Below are 14212 nucleotides of genomic sequence, written 5' to 3'. Positions count from 1 at the left end.
GCCCAGGGAAGGGCCTTCAGGCCCCGGCCATAAGTTTCGGCAGCAACCGGACCAGCATCACCATGATCACCAGCTCCACCAGGGTCTGGGTGACCACCACCAGTCCTGCCAGCTCAAAACCTGCCGGCAGTGCTAGCACCAGGGGCAGCACCACCAGTGAATTACGGGTCACCCCGGAAAAAATCAGGGCACTTCGCCCCGGAGCATCCAACCCCACCACTTTTCCGGTCAGCAGTCCCAGAAGCACCATGATCAGGGCGAAAAGGAGATAGATGGGAACCATCAGGAGCAATGAACCCAGTTCCTGACTCACCCCGTGGATCTGGGAGGCCACGACCACAGCCAGGGTCGCCATCATCAGCGGCACCATCGCCGCCCCCACCGCATCCGAAATCTGCTGTCCCAGCACAGTCCTGGCCGCCCCGGCCTGGGTCAGGCCGGCCGCGAGCAGCGGAACCAGGATCAGCCAGATGAAGGCACTGAGGAAAGGTTCCCACTCCACCACTCCCATCACCTCAGGTCCGGCCATGAGCCAGAGAAAGAAAGGCAACAGGAGCATCTGGGCGAGCATGAGTACCGGGGTGGCGGCCAGCAGTCTCCCCTGTGCCCCACCCGCCAGGCCGGTGAAGACGATGACATAGTCGATGCACGGTGCCAGCAGGACGAAGAGCATTCCGACCAACAGCACCTCCTCCCCTGCCACCAGCCTGGATAACATCCAGACCACCAGGGGGACAACGAGGAAGTTCAACCCCAGCACAGTGCCCAGGAAACGCCAGTCCTTGAGTGCCGGGCCAAGCCGGGAGAAAGGCACCGCCAGGAAGGTGGCGTAGAGCAGCAACCCGAGCACCGGGTTGATGGCTTTCTCCGCAGGCCCTGAGATTTCCGGGAATCCGAGGCCGATCAGGGCACCTGCCAGCAGTGCCAGCAAATAGCAGGCCACCTGGTGTTTCTCCAGCCAGGCCACCAGCCCGGGCACGTTTAAATCTTCAATCGGCCGCTGAGCGCCCGGGAGAGGGTGAGCTCATCGACGAATTCGAGGTCCCCACCCAGGGGCATCCCGGAAGCCAGGCGGGAGACCACCAGGTCGGGGAAGTCCTTGAGCAACCGGCCCAGGTAGGAGGCGGTGGCCTCCCCCTCAGTGTTGGGATCAGTCGCCAGGATCACCTCGCGGATCTCCGGGGTCTCATCATGGAGCGGTTTCTCCGGGGTGGAGTCGGCGAGCTCCCGGTCGGGCAGCACCCCTCCGATGCGTTGCAGCAGGGAGGTGATGTTCAGGTCCTTCGGCCCTACATTGGCCAGGGGATCCAGCGCACCGCCCAGGACGTGATAGCGGCCGTGGTACTCCCCGGTCCGCTCGATGACCTGGATGTCCTTGGGTTCCTCGACCACGCAGATGGTGCCGCGATCCCGGCCGGAGTCAGCGCACACCCGGCAGAGTTCATCCCGGGAGATATTGCCGCAGATACGGCAGAAAGCGACGCCGTCACGGAGGGCGCCGAGGGCATCGACCAGGCGGTTGATATCGGCCGGTTCCACCTTCATCAGGTGGAAGGCGATGCGTTGCGCGCTCTTCGGGCCGACGCCGGGGAGGCGGGAAAGCTCATCGATGAGGTCCTGCAGTGGTCCTTCAAACACGAGTGTGCGGTCACCCTTTTCAGTTCAGGCGGAGGGGGAAACTCCCTACAGCTTAGGCGGGGCAGCGCAACGGCCGCCCCACCGCACCAGTTCTGGGGCGGGGGGACGGCCGGAGCGTCGTGAAGCGGTTTAGCCGAAGAGGCCACCCAGCTCCTCGCCACCCATGCCCTGGGACAGCGGGCCCATCTTCTCCTGAGCCAGGTCAGCGACCTTCTGGTGGGCGTCGTTGAAGGCGCCGGTCAGCAGGTCCTGCAGGGTCTCGATGTCCTCCGGGTCAACGACCTTCGGATCAATCTTGATCTCGGAGACGGTGCCGCCACCGCTCATAGACACGCTAACCAGACCATTGCCGGCCTCACCGACGACGGTGCTTGCGATGATCTCCTGCTGTGCCTGCTGCAGCTGAGCCTGCATCTGCTGGGCCTGGGCGAGGAGCTGGGACATATCCGGCTGAGACATGGAGTGCCTTTCAAGTGGGTGACAATACGTCTCTGCAGTCTACCCACTCACAGCGGCCGCGCGCCCAGCTCCTTCGCCAAAAGCTCCATCGCGATATCCTTCGCATCCCGACGATCCAGCTGACCGGGTTCCAGGGAGGCCGCCAACATCTCATCTTCCTCGGCGCGTCGTCGATCCGCCGCGCTGGAACCGCTTTGCGACGCCGCGGACTCCGGCTGCCCCGCCGGAGCCGGGCTCGGCGCGGGCTGCGAGGCCCGGAGGCCACTGCGGTCCGGAATGCCCTCATCAGCCGGATAATCATAGGGATCAGCAGGCACATCAGCGGAAGAAGGTTCCGGCGGCAACGGCACCCCATCGGAGAACTGGGGTCGCTGATCGCGCTGCGCCATCGTGGCCTGCCCGCGGGCAGCGGCCTGTTCCCAACGTCGCAGGCGTGGCTCCTCCGGCTGGGGCACTACCTCAGGGGCAGGCTCCGGTGCTTCCGGCGGTACTGGGGCAGGTGGGCCTCCCAGGGGTGCCGGGCTCCCCCAGGTGGGGGCCGACTGCTGCGGCTGCGGTGCTGGCGTGGCCTGCTGAGTGGGTGGATTCTTCGGGGCCTGCGGGGCACCCCCAATCGGAGCCGGAGCACCCCACACCGCACCTGAGGTGGGATGCTGCGGCGTCGGGGTGGGTTCAGGGGTTGGGGTCGGCTGCGCCGGCTCCTCGGCGGAATCAGCGGGCTCCCGCAGGCGGGAAGCCTGCGGGGGTTGACCGGCAGAACCGACAGCCTGGGTCTCATTGGGATTCCAGGCTTTCTTCACCGCGGCGGGAGGCGCGAAACCCATGGCCTCAGGGTTGGTACCCACCACGCAATGGACCTTCAGATTCAGACCCATCTCATCGCGCAGCACCGCCACGATCACCTCATTCTTGCTGGCCTCATTGAGACGACCAGCCAGGGCCCCGGTGTTGTGTCCCAACACCAGGGTGTCCTCCTTGAGGCCTAGGACATGGGCTTCGGTGAGCATGATCTCGGCGACCTTGTTGCGTTTACCCACCTCCACACGCAGCCGGGCCCACTCGGTGCGGACCGCTTCGACAACGTCCTCCGGGACAGCGGCCGGGGTGACAGTTCGGGGAGCTTCCTGGGGTGCGGGAGGCTGCTGCGCGGGCTGCGGTGCTGGTTCCTGCTGCGCGGGTTGTTGCTGCGTGGGTTGCTTTTCCGGTTGCTGCGCGAGAGGCTGTGGCACAGGCTGCGGTTGTTCTTGGGGCACAGGCTGCGGTGCCGCTGGCGTCGTTACGTTCTGTGTCGTGGACGCCTCACGGGCGGCCCTCTCCGCGGCTTCGCGGGCGCGCCGCACCGAAGGACGCTCATAGGTAGTGCCCTGACCATTCGCGACCCCCGGACCGACCGGAGCTACCGCTGCACCGGGGGCGGCGACGGGAGCTGCAGGCAGCAGCAGGTGGGCGATGAGGATCTCGAGCAGCAGGCGGGGGGAGGTGGCGCCCTTCATATCCGAGATGCGCGCGTTGACCTGCGTCGCCAGGTGGGCAAGCTGGGCGTCGCTGAACCTGGTGGCCTCCTCCTGCAGGATCTCGGCACGCGCGGTCGGTGCGGTGACCAGGCCCATTTCAATGGCCTCCGGTACCGCGCGCAGCACCATCAGGTCCCGCAGTCGGTTGAGCAGGTCGGTGACGAAACGACGGGGCTCATGACCTGCCTCAATAACATCATCAACAACCTGAAAGAGGCCGGCCTTGTCATCGACGGCGAGGCAGTCGATCGTGGCGTCGATAAGCGAAAGGTCGGTGACACCCAGCAGGCCGAGGGCCTCATCATAGGAGACTCCGTCCGGGCCGGAACCGGCGACCAGCTGGTCCAGGATGGAGAGGGAATCACGGGGGGAACCGCCGCCGGCCTCGATGACCAGGGGGTACACCTCATCCTGGACGTGCACCCCCTCGGACTCGACGGTGCGCTGCAGCAGGCCCCGCATATCACCCGGGGTGAGCAGTCGGAAGGGGTAATGGTGGGTACGCGAACGAATCGTACCGATCACCTTCTCCGGCTCCGTGGTCGCGAAAATGAAGATCAGATGCTCCGGGGGTTCCTCCACGATCTTGAGCATCGCGTTGAAACCCTGCGGGGTGATCATGTGTGCTTCATCGATGATGAAGACCCGGTAGCGGGACTCCGCGGGAGCATAATGTGCCTTATCGCGGAGCTCACGCATGTCCTCGACACCGTTATGGCTGGCGGCATCAAGCTCGGTGACATCCAGGTTGCCCGAGCCACCCGGCGCCAATGAAACACAGGAATTACAGACCCCACAGGGCCGGGAGGTCGGACCCTCCGCGCAGTTCAGGGAACGCGCCAGAATACGGGCCGAGGAGGTTTTGCCACAACCACGCGGACCAGAGAAAAGGTAGGCGTGATTGATGCGGCCAGTGTCCAGCGCAACCGACAATGGGCCGGTCACCTGTTCCTGGCCGACAACCTCGGCGAAGGAGGCGGGACGATATTTCCGATACAGAGCCACGGATCACAGCCTACCTGGGGCAGCTGCCGGCTTGATAGCGGGCGCAGGCCCGGGTCAGCGCTGCCAGTCCAGCAGATCCACCCCGGTCCGGGTCAGTTCCTGCTGCAGATCCCCGATCCCGTAGGTCAGGGCGAAATCCCGTTCATCATCGGTGAGCAGGATGATCTGCAGCATCACCGTCAACCGACCCGCCTCCCCGGTTTCCTCACCATGGACATCCCCGGCAGCCTCAGTCATCTGGGGAACCTCCCGGCCCCAGACATAAGGCACCGAAAGCAGGCCATGACGGACGGTGAACTTCTCATCCAGCTCTGCCAGCACACCCAACCCCGGGATCAGACTGCCCGGTTGGGCCGGGATGCTGCCCTTGGCGGCTCGGAGAAAAGCGGCGGCCGCCCCCACCACGCGGGCCGCGGCAATCTCATCGACCCGGCCGATGGTGAAGAGCTCACTGCGCACCTCCACCGTCTGGCCACCCTGATCCTGGGTGATCAGCCCGGTGTCCACCCGACCGAAATCAGCCGAACAGGCCAGCTGCTGCGAATCCCCCAGATTCGCGCAGCCGACATGAAAATCATCCACACGATGGAAGCCCAGATCAACGGGGAAGAGCGAGTTGACCCAGTAGGCCCCTTCCTCCAGATTCATCTCAGACCTCCCCCGTACTACTTAAACGCCGAGCTTTTCGACGGCCGCGAGCAGGACGCAGGTGGCGACGCCATCCATCGCGACCTCGACCTCCTCCACCGGCGGCAGGGTCGGCGCCAGGCGGATGTTGCGGTTGTCCGGGTCCTCATGCAGCGGGAAGGAAGAACCCGCCTCGGTCAGTGCGATACCGGCCTCCCTGGCCAGCTCAACCACCCGAGCGGCAGTACCGTCCACCACATCCAGGGAGATGAAATAACCACCCTCCGGCCGGGTCCAGGTGGCCACCCCATGCTCACCAAGACGGTTCTCCAGGATCTCCAGCACCGACTGGAACTTCGGGGCGATGGATGCCGCGTGCTTGCGCATGATCGCACGAACCCCCTCAGCGGAACCGAAGTACTGGGCATGTGCCAGCTGGTTCAGTTTATTCGGGCCGATGCCACGGACACCGGCCTTAGCGGTGTACCAGGCCAGGTTCTCCGCCGAGGAGGCGAAGAAAGCGACACCCGCACCGGCGAAGGTGATCTTCGAGGTGGAGGACATGAACCAGAAACGGTTCGGGTTGCCGGCCTGCTCAGCCAGCTCAAGGACATTGATGACCTCGGGGAACTTATTGCCCAGCACATGCACGGCGTAGGCGTTGTCCCACACGATGCGGAAGTCCGGTGCAGCGGTCTCCATCTCAGCCAGCTCGCGGGCGACCCGCTCCGAGAAGGTGATGCCCGTCGGGTTACCGAATACCGGAACCGTCCACATCCCCTTGACCTGCGGATCTTTGACCAGCTCACGCACGGCATCCATGTCCGGGCCATCCTCGAGCATGGGGACGTTGATCATCTCGAAGCCGAGGGTCTCGGTGATGGTGAAGTGGCGGTCATAACCCGGGACGGGGCAGACCCACTTGACCTTCTCCTCATCTTTCCAGGGACGCTCGGAATCATTGTTGCCCCAGATATAGGACCAGGACACCAGATCAAACATGATGTTCAGGCTGGAGGAGTCGCCGGCGTAGACCAGCTCAACGGGAAGGCCCAGCAGCTCGGCCCAGATTTCCCGGATATCGGCGATGCCCTTGAGATTGCCGTAGTTACGGCAGTCAGTGCCATCTTTGGCACGGAAGTTCTCCCCGGGCAGGGCGAGAAGTTCATTGTTAATATCAAGCTGTTCACTGGCGGGCTTGCCGCGAGTCAGATCCAGCTTGAGGTTCCTGGCCTGCAGTTCTTCATATTCTGCACGGACCTTCGCAGCGAGATCGGCGAGGGCTTCCGGAGCCAGTTCGTTGAGCGTCATGTGGGCCTACCTTCCATGGTGCAACAAGTGCTCGACATGTCCGGTTCCACTCTAGACGTATTAAGAATTAAGGGGACCCCGCGCACCCGCTAGAGCTCGTTGACCCTTGCTGCATTCCTGCCCTGGGGGAGTTCACAAGATAGACGCCGCACGGGATCCTGGTTCAGATAGTAGCGCATGACCGTCAGGGAGGGCTAACCGCGGGGGTCCGGGCATTCGCCGGGTCCGGGAGGTGCCCAGGATCGCAGGACTGGCCAGAAATTCAGGACCACTGTCCCTCAGGGGTGATTTTTGAGCCAATGACCAGCGATTTGGTGAATTCGGGGAGAATTGTGTACTGTTTTTCAAGGAACGAAGCAGCACTCCGGTGCAGCTTATGTTTCGCTGGAGGATTCGACTAGCGGCCTATGTCACACGCCTGGAACGCGTGCGGGTAGCAATACCCTCAAGGGTTCAAATCCCTTATCCTCCGCCACTTAAAGTTCAGCCCCGGACCTCACGGTCCGGGGCTGAACTCGTTTCCGAACCCCAGGGGTTGGGGGCTACCAGGCTTCGTAGCTTTCACGACTGATCGTGAAACCATGCTCCCCATTATTGATCATGCAGGTCAAAGCGACTTCCCGGGAAGCGCAGGAGATACTGCTCGACTGTCCGTTGATGCTGCGCTGCATGCTGATCTTCTGCCCATACTCCAGCACATTGCCCACCCCGGTCGCCGGGAAGGTGCCCTGCTGCAACCAGGTACCAGGTTTACCCAGCAGATCCATCTCCCCCATCCATCCCACGGCGGTGGGTGTCACGTGCGCGAGACCGTCAGGAAGACGATCCTCTCTCGGCCAGGGAGCATGCTCCCGGACATTACAGGCGGCGGGAATCTCAGCCACATGACAGTGGATGTTGCCACTCGGTGTCTGGAAGCGGAAACCCGGGAAGGACCCCTGCTCATGACCCCAGAACCGCTGGGAGTCAACCTCCTCCAGGCCGGAGAAATCCCGGGGGTTCTCGGCGATCGGCGCTGCGGCACCGGTATCCGGAGGTCGCTCCACGGTGGTGGTGGGCTGCTGTTCCGGACTCACCTGAGAAGTGAGGGTCTGGGTGACCGTCTCCGACAAGGGCGGTGTCGGGCTCTCAGACGTGGCGCAGGCACTCAGTGCGGAAGTGGCCAGCAGGAATCCTGCCACCAGTATTTTCGGTGTGGGATCTAGACGATTGAGAAGCATGATCTTCCTCCGTAGGGTCTCCCCCCTGCTTCCCCTTGAGGTTAGCGGGGAAACCCGCAGACGGAAAGGGTTTCCGCTATCAGATCTACAACGCCCCGAGCACCGCGTGGGCGATCAAGGAATCCAGGCGCCGGACATCAACCTGCCGGCCAAGTTTGATCTTGATGTGCCCGGCACGGGTCCAGAGCTCGAGTTCAGCGTTGAAATCAATGCGCCCGGCATTTTCAGATGACCACATGTTGATCGAACTGTACGGCAGCGAATAGAGCTCAACCTTCTTGCCGCTGATGCCCTGGGCGTCCCGGACAATGAGCCGTCGGTTGGTGAACACCGCGGAGTCCCGGAAGGTCTTGTAGGCGGCGATGGGTGTTTCCCCGGCCACCAGCAGCGGGCCGATATCCTGCGGAATCGGCACCTCCGACTGAAACTGCCAGGCGGTGATGACACTTACTTCGGTGGGCATGGCCCCTCCTGAAATTTTCGTGGAATTGAAAGCAATGAGGAACTCTAACCATCGCCCCAGACCAGCCCCATCCGTTCAGCCACGCCATTCGAACGGTTCCCGCGGCAGGCCCACAGGATCGAAGACCTCCAGCAGCTGGAGGGGCGTCTCGACACCCCGGTAGCCGAGGGAGGCGGCGAGCTTGGCGAAGACAGCGGTGATCGGGGCGTCGACAAGCATTTCGCGGAGGGTGACCGCACCATCGCGTTTAGCCAGGCGGCGGCCTTCCTGGTTCAGCACGAGAGGCACATGCACGAACTCGGGTACCGGTAGGCCGAGGAGCTGGGCGAGATATGCCTGGCGCGGGGCGGAGGAGAGCAGGTCATCCCCGCGGACGACCTGGTCGATGCCCTGCGCACCATCATCGACTACCACCGCGAGATTATAGGCCCAGTCCGGGGTCTGGCCACCGCGGCGGAGAATGAAATCATCGACATCCCCGGTGTAATCACCGAGCAGAGTGTCATGGACCGTGAAGCTGGAGACCTCGGTACGCAGGCGCAGTGCCGGGACCCGGTTCTGGGCGGCCAACTCCTGGCGCTTCTGCTCCCGAACAGCCTCCGGGAGATCACGGCATGTGCCGGGATAGGAACCGGGGATCGCGTGGGGGGCACGGGAAGCCTCCTGGATATCCTTGCGCGAGCAATAACACTCGAAAGTGGGGAGTTTCTTGAGGGCGGCGGCATAATTGCTGAAATTATCCGACTGATATGTGGGGTCACCGTCCCAGTCCAGTCCCAATGTGGCCAGATCCTCCAGCTGGCGGTGTGCCGACTCCAGGGAAGAACGCTGGGTGTCTATATCCTCCACCCGCATATAGAAAGCACGGCCGCTGTGACGGGCGAAAAGCCAGGCCAGCAGCGCAGTGCGAAGATTACCGAAATGGAGGTCACCGCTCGGGGAGGGGGCGTAGCGGCCGGCGCCGGAATCACTAGGGTGCATGTTAAAGAGGTTATGGCACGATATCCGGGTGACCAATACACCAGATAACGGGCCTGGGCAGGGCGCCGCCGTGAACCCCACCGCAGTGTCCGCTAAAGCCCGTTTCATTCCCCTGCAGAAGTCCTACTACCCCATTCTCCTCGCGAGCTTCGTCGCGGTCTTCCTGATCTCCAATATCCTCGCCACCAAGGGCGTGGAAATCGGGCCGTTGATCACCGACGGTGCCTTCTTCCTCTTCCCCATCTCCTATGTCATCGGCGATGTGTTGGCCGAATGCTACGGATTCACAGCCACCCGGCGCGCCATCTGGACCAGCTTCGTGGTGACCGTGCTGGCGGTGCTCGCTTTCTATGTGGCTATCTGGCTGCCACCAGCGTCCTTCTACTCGGGCCAGGTTGAGTTTGAGATGGTGCTCGGGCTGGTGCCGCAGATCGTGGTGGCATCCTTGGTCGGCTATATCGTCGGGCAGCTGCTCAACTCCTATGTGCTGGTGGCGATCAAGAAACGTACCGGCGAAAAATCGCTCTGGGCCCGACTGCTCGGCTCCACCGTCGTGGGCGAATTCGGTGACACCCTGCTGTTCTGCCTCATCGCGGCACCGGTAATCGGCATCACCACGGCTGGTGAGCTGGGGAACTTTGTGGTCGTCGGGTTCCTGTGGAAGACACTGCTGGAGATTGCGCTGCTGCCGCTGACCTATGCGGTGATCCGTTGGGTGAAGAAGGCCGAGGGGTATTAGGGGCTGGTTGGGCTGGTTGGGCTGACGAGCAAAATTGGTCGAAATGAGCACTTTCCGGGGCTGTGCAATCCATTGCCTAACGCCAGATCGACCAATTTTGCTCGTTTCCGCATCACACTTCCGCATCACACTTCCGCATCACACTTCCGCGTCACACTTCCGCGTCACACTTCCGCATCGCACCTTCACCACGCCGGCCCAGCCGAATCCCACTGCTGTTCCGGAAAGCTGAGGTCTGCCCCTGCAGAACGCTCAATTTCGCGTTTTAGCACCGATAACCAGGAACCATCCCGAAAGCTTTCACGGTCAATCCGGATCATCCGGAGACCTGTGTTCAGCAGATCCCGCTCCCGGAATCTCTCATCCTCCAGAGCTCCCAGCTTTGACTGGCCGAAAGCGCCCTCATATTTGATTCTCCCGTCGTATTCGATGGCCAGGGAATACTTTGGGTAGAAAAAGTCAACGCGCCCGATGAACTCACCCCGAACATTCCGGATGCTGGCCTGGAGGTGTGGCGCTGGGAGCCCTGCCCGCCAGATCTGTAGGCGGACCTGGGATTCTCTGGGGCTCTCCGCAGCAGAGTGTGCAAACTTCAGGGCTTTTCGCGCCTGCTTCACCCCTCCCCAGCCGCTGGCTATGTCCAGGACCTGTTCCAGGTCTCGGCGATGTACTTTTCTCTTGTTCAGGCAGGCATCAATGGCTATAACGGCATGCTCCAGTTCATACCAACGTGCGATGTCTATCAGGGTCTGGGGCAAACCAGCCACCTTCGCGCGCTCATATGGTGCTGCCATGCCCAGGATCGGCAGCTGCCCGGGCAGTAGCAGTTCCCGGGACTTGACCCCTTTAGAGCTGAAACCCCCGGACCCCTGCTCTCTGGCCATCTCCACATACCTGGGGATCTCCCCATAAGGTACCTCCCAGAGCGCGGCAGCGGATTTTCCCACCAGCACAGAGCCGGGCCGGGAAATCGCTGTGGCCATGCATTCAAGTCGGTAGCGTTCCCAGGGCTTCAACCGGTGGAAGGCTGCGGAATCCGCATAGATTCCCGTCCTCAGTTTGAGCAGTTGACCCGCACGAAATCGTTCCCTAGCTTTCTTTCTCTCCCAACTGCTCAGATTGGCGGTCAGGATCAACATCCCCCGATGCTTCACCTCTCCAGCTCACCACAGTGGCCCGGGTTCTGCAGCCTTAGAGCAGCTGCCCCAGTGACCGCAGGATGACCACCACCGCTCCGAGCAGTGATAATCCGACTGCCCCGAAGTAGAGGGCCTGACTGTTCAGGTGCCGGTTGACCACCCCGGAGAGCAGGAAGCCGATGACCACGGCCGGCAGGAAGAGCACTGCCGCCTTGAGGTGCTCAAAGGTCAGCGAACCGCTGAGCGAGAGCAGGGTGATGGAGAGGGTGCTGCCGATGACGAAGGCGGCGCCCATGGTGCCGCGGATCTTCTCCACTGCCAGATCCCGGAGGATGATGGAGAGGGGCGGGCCTCCAATCGAGGTGGAGGTGCCCAGGAGCCCGGAGGCGGCTCCTGCCACCAAGGAGGCTCTGGGACCGTGGCCGGGTCGCCAACCGACCAGGCTGGAGACAATTCCTAGGATCACGGCGGTGGCCAGGGCCAGGGAGAGCCCGGTGAGGGGGAGAAACGCCACCGCGGTTGCCCCGAGCAGGGAACCAGGGAGTCGTCCGATGCTGGTCCACAGCACCACCCGCCATTCCACCCCTCCCCGATCCCGGATGAGGGTGGCTGAGGAGAGCACCAGTGCCAGCAGGAGGATGAGGGCGGGCAGGAGGTCTGGGCGGATGAGCGCGATCAGTGGTGCCGCCAGCATGCCGAGGCCGAAACCGATGGATCCCTGCACGCAGGCTGCGATCATGAGGATCACGCCGATCACCACAAGTTCCACGTGAAGCCTCCCAGATATCACCCGATATTTTCTTTTCCAGACAGTAGCTTCCCATGTTCTTCCGAAGCAGGCGTGATCTGGTTCCCGGAAAGTTTGCCACCTGCGCTGAACCTGAAGGGCAAAACTCCCCCCATCATCGCAGATGACGGGGGGAGTTTTCGCTGCCCTCGGGGCGTCGATAAGCGGGTCAGGCCAGGCTCGCTTCGCGGTCGTCATACTCCTGCAGTACCGCACCGATCGTATCCCGCAGGGCGCGGCCGTACTTGGGGTGGGAGAGCCCGAAATCCACGCAGGCGGGGATATAGCCAGCCGGATTACCCAGGTCATGGCGTTTACCCTGGTGGATCACCACATGCACCGGGTGCCCCTCCTTGATCATCAGCTCGATGGCATCCGTCAGCTGCAGTTCACCGCCCTGACCTGGCTTGATGCGACGCAGGGCATCAAAAACCGCGCGATCCAGCAGATAACGGCCGGCGGCGGCCAGACGAGAGGGGGCCTCCGCCGCCGGGGGCTTCTCCACCATGCCGATGACCTGTTTCACGGTTTCGGTGGGCAAACCCTCATCCGGGCAGATCTCCATGACCTCGAAGACCCCGTAACTGGACACCTCCTCCGGTGTGACCTCGAAAGCGCAGAGCACCGAACCACCGAAACTGGCCCGGACCTCAGCCATCTGTTCCAGGACCCCGAAGGGAAGCACCAGGTCATCGGGAAGCATGACCGCGAATGCCTCCTCATCATCATCGAGGGCACTTTCCGCCAGGCCCACGGCATGCCCCAGGCCCAGAGCCTCATGCTGGACCACCGACACCGGTTCAATCAGGCGGCCGGCGCGCTCCACCATGGCCACCTGTTCATGCTTGCCACGGGCCTGCAGGGTGGACACCAGCTCCGGGAAGTCCTCGAAATGGCGCAGCAACCCCGGCTTGCTCGGGGAGGTGATGATCGCCATGCGCGAAGCACCCAGCTCGGCGGCTTCCTCGGCGATCAGCTCGATGCCGGGGGTGTCGACCACGGGGAGCAGCTCCTTCGGCACGGTCTTGGTGGCGGGCAGGAAACGGGTGCCATGTCCGGCTGCGGGCACCACCACGGTCTTGATCTGGGCGGAGTTGGCGGTGTTCAGGTAGTTAGTCATCAGATCTGCACTTTCCAGGCATGGGTGGACACGGTGTCGAACTTGCTCTGGGCCTTGTGGAAGTGTTCGACGGTCAGTCGAATCCCCTCCCGCAACGGCACCAGGGGCTGCCAACCCAGCTCGCGGTGGGCGAGGCCGGAGGACAGCGCCGAGCGGGGTAGATCACCCAGCCCGGCCGGAAGGAAATCCGGTTCATCCGGCACCCCGATGGTCTCCGCCACCAGGGTGTGGAGCTGCCGGTCGGTGGTCTCCACACCGGTGCCGATATTGAAACGCATCCCGCTCCCCCGTTTCCCGGCCGCAAGGTAGAGGGCACGGACCACATCACCGACGTAGACATAATCGCGGGTGTGGGAGCCATCCCCGTAGACATGGGTGGTTTCCCCGGCGAGCAGTCGCTGGGCGAAGGTCGCCACAACCCCGGCCTCACCATCCGGGTTCTGGCGTGGGCCGTAAACATTGGCCGGAGCTATATGAGAGCAGTCCAGCCCATAAAGGTTCCGGAAGGTGTTCAGGTAGACCTCAGCGGCATATTTGCTGGCCGCAGAGGAGGAATGGGGATCCACCGGAACCCCCTCCCCCACCGGAAATTCCCCCGGGCGGCTATAAAGGGTGCCGTCGGAGGAGGTCAGCACCACCTTGTGGACCCCATGTTTCCGGGCGGCCTCCGCCAGGCGGATCGTGGCGAGAATATTGGCTTCAGCATCACGGACCGGGTTCTCCACCGAGGTGCGCACATCAATCTGGGCGCCCAGGTGGAAGATGACATCAGGACGGTACTGCGCCACCAGGGCATCCAGGTCGGCGCTGAGGAGATCAACATGGAGGAATTTCAGGCGCCCGCTGTGCAGGGCGGCACTCAGGTTTGACAGGCGGCCATGGGAAAGATCATCAAGCGCAATCACTTCATGTCCCTGCGCAATCAGATAATCAACTAAATGGGAGCCAATAAAATCTGCGCTCCCAGTCACCAGAGCCTTAATGGGTTCTTTTCTCAGGTAATTCATATGTTCCATGAGGCACAGGATAGAGGCAAATAACTGCCCCACCCAGCATATGGCGCAGGAGTGTCCACTTCAGTGGCTATCTAGGTGATTTTGGGGGTGAATATTTCCGCAATGTCCGAAAATTCCCCCCATTCGGAAGCCCCTCCCTAGAGAGCTCCCGGTAGCCATACCTGAGAAAATTAAGAAAACCTCCCCAAGACCT

The 14212-nt window shown here is 62.6% G+C and carries 14 protein-coding genes, 1 tRNA gene and 1 other RNA gene; 2 read left to right on the top strand and 14 right to left on the bottom strand.

What is annotated here, in order from left to right; translation table 11 throughout:
• Nucleotides 1-16: 16 nt before the first annotated feature.
• The 7 genes from COCCU_RS01385 to ffs form a co-directional block, all read right to left on the bottom strand.
• Nucleotides 17-979 (bottom strand): arsenic resistance protein, encoded by a 963-nt coding sequence (locus tag COCCU_RS01385; RefSeq protein WP_156229825.1) that lies wholly within the window; start codon nt 977-979, stop codon nt 17-19.
• Between the two features lie 2 nt (nt 980-981).
• On the bottom strand, nt 982-1638 hold the full coding sequence (locus COCCU_RS01380; protein WP_156229824.1) for a recombination mediator RecR: 657 nt from the start codon (nt 1636-1638) through the stop codon (nt 982-984).
• 129 nt (nt 1639-1767) lie between these two features.
• The gene (locus tag COCCU_RS01375; RefSeq protein ID WP_156229823.1) at nt 1768-2097 is read right to left on the bottom strand and encodes a YbaB/EbfC family nucleoid-associated protein; all 330 of its coding nucleotides are present in this window, start codon (nt 2095-2097) and stop codon (nt 1768-1770) included.
• Nucleotides 2098-2144: 47 nt separating this feature from the next.
• Entirely contained in the window at nt 2145-4616 is a 2472-nt protein-coding gene (locus COCCU_RS01370; protein WP_156229822.1) for a DNA polymerase III subunit gamma and tau, read from the bottom strand.
• A 54-nt stretch (nt 4617-4670) separates the two neighbouring features.
• Nucleotides 4671-5264 (bottom strand): suppressor of fused domain protein, encoded by a 594-nt coding sequence (locus tag COCCU_RS01365; protein WP_156229821.1) that lies wholly within the window; start codon nt 5262-5264, stop codon nt 4671-4673.
• A gap of 21 nt (nt 5265-5285) precedes the next feature.
• A complete protein-coding gene (locus COCCU_RS01360; RefSeq protein WP_156229820.1) occupies nt 5286-6554 on the bottom strand; it encodes an aminotransferase class I/II-fold pyridoxal phosphate-dependent enzyme in 1269 nt (422 codons plus the stop codon).
• 64 nt (nt 6555-6618) lie between these two features.
• An RNA gene (ffs, locus tag COCCU_RS01355) (signal recognition particle sRNA small type) lies at nt 6619-6717 on the bottom strand.
• Between the two features lie 223 nt (nt 6718-6940).
• Between ffs and COCCU_RS01350 the strand changes: the two genes are divergently transcribed.
• Nucleotides 6941-7029, top strand: a tRNA-Ser gene (locus COCCU_RS01350).
• Nucleotides 7030-7096: 67 nt separating this feature from the next.
• Here COCCU_RS01350 and COCCU_RS01345 read toward each other — a convergent pair.
• The 3 genes from COCCU_RS01345 to gluQRS all read right to left on the bottom strand — a co-directional run bounded on the left by COCCU_RS01345 (nt 7097) and on the right by gluQRS (nt 9218).
• Entirely contained in the window at nt 7097-7774 is a 678-nt protein-coding gene (locus COCCU_RS01345) for a hypothetical protein (protein WP_156229819.1), read from the bottom strand.
• Between the two features lie 85 nt (nt 7775-7859).
• A complete protein-coding gene (locus tag COCCU_RS01340) occupies nt 7860-8237 on the bottom strand; it encodes a PH domain-containing protein (protein WP_156229818.1) in 378 nt (125 codons plus the stop codon).
• A gap of 75 nt (nt 8238-8312) precedes the next feature.
• Nucleotides 8313-9218: a tRNA glutamyl-Q(34) synthetase GluQRS gene (gene gluQRS, locus COCCU_RS01335; RefSeq protein WP_156229817.1), complete on the bottom strand. Its 906-nt coding sequence runs from the start codon at nt 9216-9218 to the stop codon at nt 8313-8315.
• Here gluQRS and COCCU_RS01330 point away from each other — a divergent pair.
• Nucleotides 9217-9957, top strand: coding sequence for a queuosine precursor transporter (locus tag COCCU_RS01330; RefSeq protein WP_156229816.1), 741 nt, complete (start codon nt 9217-9219; stop codon nt 9955-9957). The two genes, gluQRS and COCCU_RS01330, sit on opposite strands and share 2 nt — an antisense overlap.
• Before the next feature lie 185 nt (nt 9958-10142).
• Here the strand turns inward: COCCU_RS01330 and COCCU_RS01325 are convergent, their stop codons facing one another.
• The 4 genes from COCCU_RS01325 to COCCU_RS01310 all read right to left on the bottom strand — a co-directional run bounded on the left by COCCU_RS01325 (nt 10143) and on the right by COCCU_RS01310 (nt 13986).
• Complete coding sequence (locus tag COCCU_RS01325; protein ID WP_156229815.1) at nt 10143-10940, bottom strand: hypothetical protein; 798 nt, start codon at nt 10938-10940, stop codon at nt 10143-10145.
• Between the two features lie 208 nt (nt 10941-11148).
• On the bottom strand, nt 11149-11865 hold the full coding sequence (locus tag COCCU_RS01320; protein ID WP_156229814.1) for a sulfite exporter TauE/SafE family protein: 717 nt from the start codon (nt 11863-11865) through the stop codon (nt 11149-11151).
• 187 nt (nt 11866-12052) lie between these two features.
• Complete coding sequence (locus tag COCCU_RS01315; RefSeq protein ID WP_156229813.1) at nt 12053-13003, bottom strand: UTP--glucose-1-phosphate uridylyltransferase; 951 nt, start codon at nt 13001-13003, stop codon at nt 12053-12055.
• On the bottom strand, nt 13003-13986 hold the full coding sequence (locus COCCU_RS01310) for an NAD-dependent epimerase/dehydratase family protein (RefSeq protein ID WP_156232485.1): 984 nt from the start codon (nt 13984-13986) through the stop codon (nt 13003-13005). Before COCCU_RS01310 ends, COCCU_RS01315 begins: the two co-directional genes overlap by 1 nt.
• Nucleotides 13987-14212 lie beyond the last annotated feature (226 nt).

The organism is Corynebacterium occultum, assembly GCF_009734425.1.
In the GTDB taxonomy this organism is placed as follows: domain Bacteria; phylum Actinomycetota; class Actinomycetes; order Mycobacteriales; family Mycobacteriaceae; genus Corynebacterium; species Corynebacterium occultum.
This window is presented reverse-complemented; position numbering and strand designations above follow the sequence as displayed.

What these genes read in the sequence shown, in the direction of transcription:
- COCCU_RS01375 (WP_156229823.1), bottom strand. Translation starts at nt 2,097, where the DNA reads ATGTCTCAGCCGGATATGTCCCAGCTCCTCGCCCAGGCCCAGCAGATG.
- COCCU_RS01365 (WP_156229821.1), bottom strand. Translation starts at nt 5,264, where the DNA reads ATGAATCTGGAGGAAGGGGCCTACTGGGTCAACTCGCTCTTCCCCGTT.
- COCCU_RS01360 (WP_156229820.1), bottom strand. Translation starts at nt 6,554, where the DNA reads ATGACGCTCAACGAACTGGCTCCGGAAGCCCTCGCCGATCTCGCTGCG.
- COCCU_RS01345 (WP_156229819.1), bottom strand. Translation starts at nt 7,774, where the DNA reads ATGCTTCTCAATCGTCTAGATCCCACACCGAAAATACTGGTGGCAGGA.
- COCCU_RS01340 (WP_156229818.1), bottom strand. Translation starts at nt 8,237, where the DNA reads ATGCCCACCGAAGTAAGTGTCATCACCGCCTGGCAGTTTCAGTCGGAG.
- COCCU_RS01330 (WP_156229816.1), top strand. Translation starts at nt 9,217, where the DNA reads ATGTTAAAGAGGTTATGGCACGATATCCGGGTGACCAATACACCAGAT.
- gluQRS (WP_156229817.1), bottom strand. Translation starts at nt 9,218, where the DNA reads ATGCACCCTAGTGATTCCGGCGCCGGCCGCTACGCCCCCTCCCCGAGC.
- COCCU_RS01325 (WP_156229815.1), bottom strand. Translation starts at nt 10,940, where the DNA reads ATGGCCACAGCGATTTCCCGGCCCGGCTCTGTGCTGGTGGGAAAATCC.
- COCCU_RS01315 (WP_156229813.1), bottom strand. Translation starts at nt 13,003, where the DNA reads ATGACTAACTACCTGAACACCGCCAACTCCGCCCAGATCAAGACCGTG.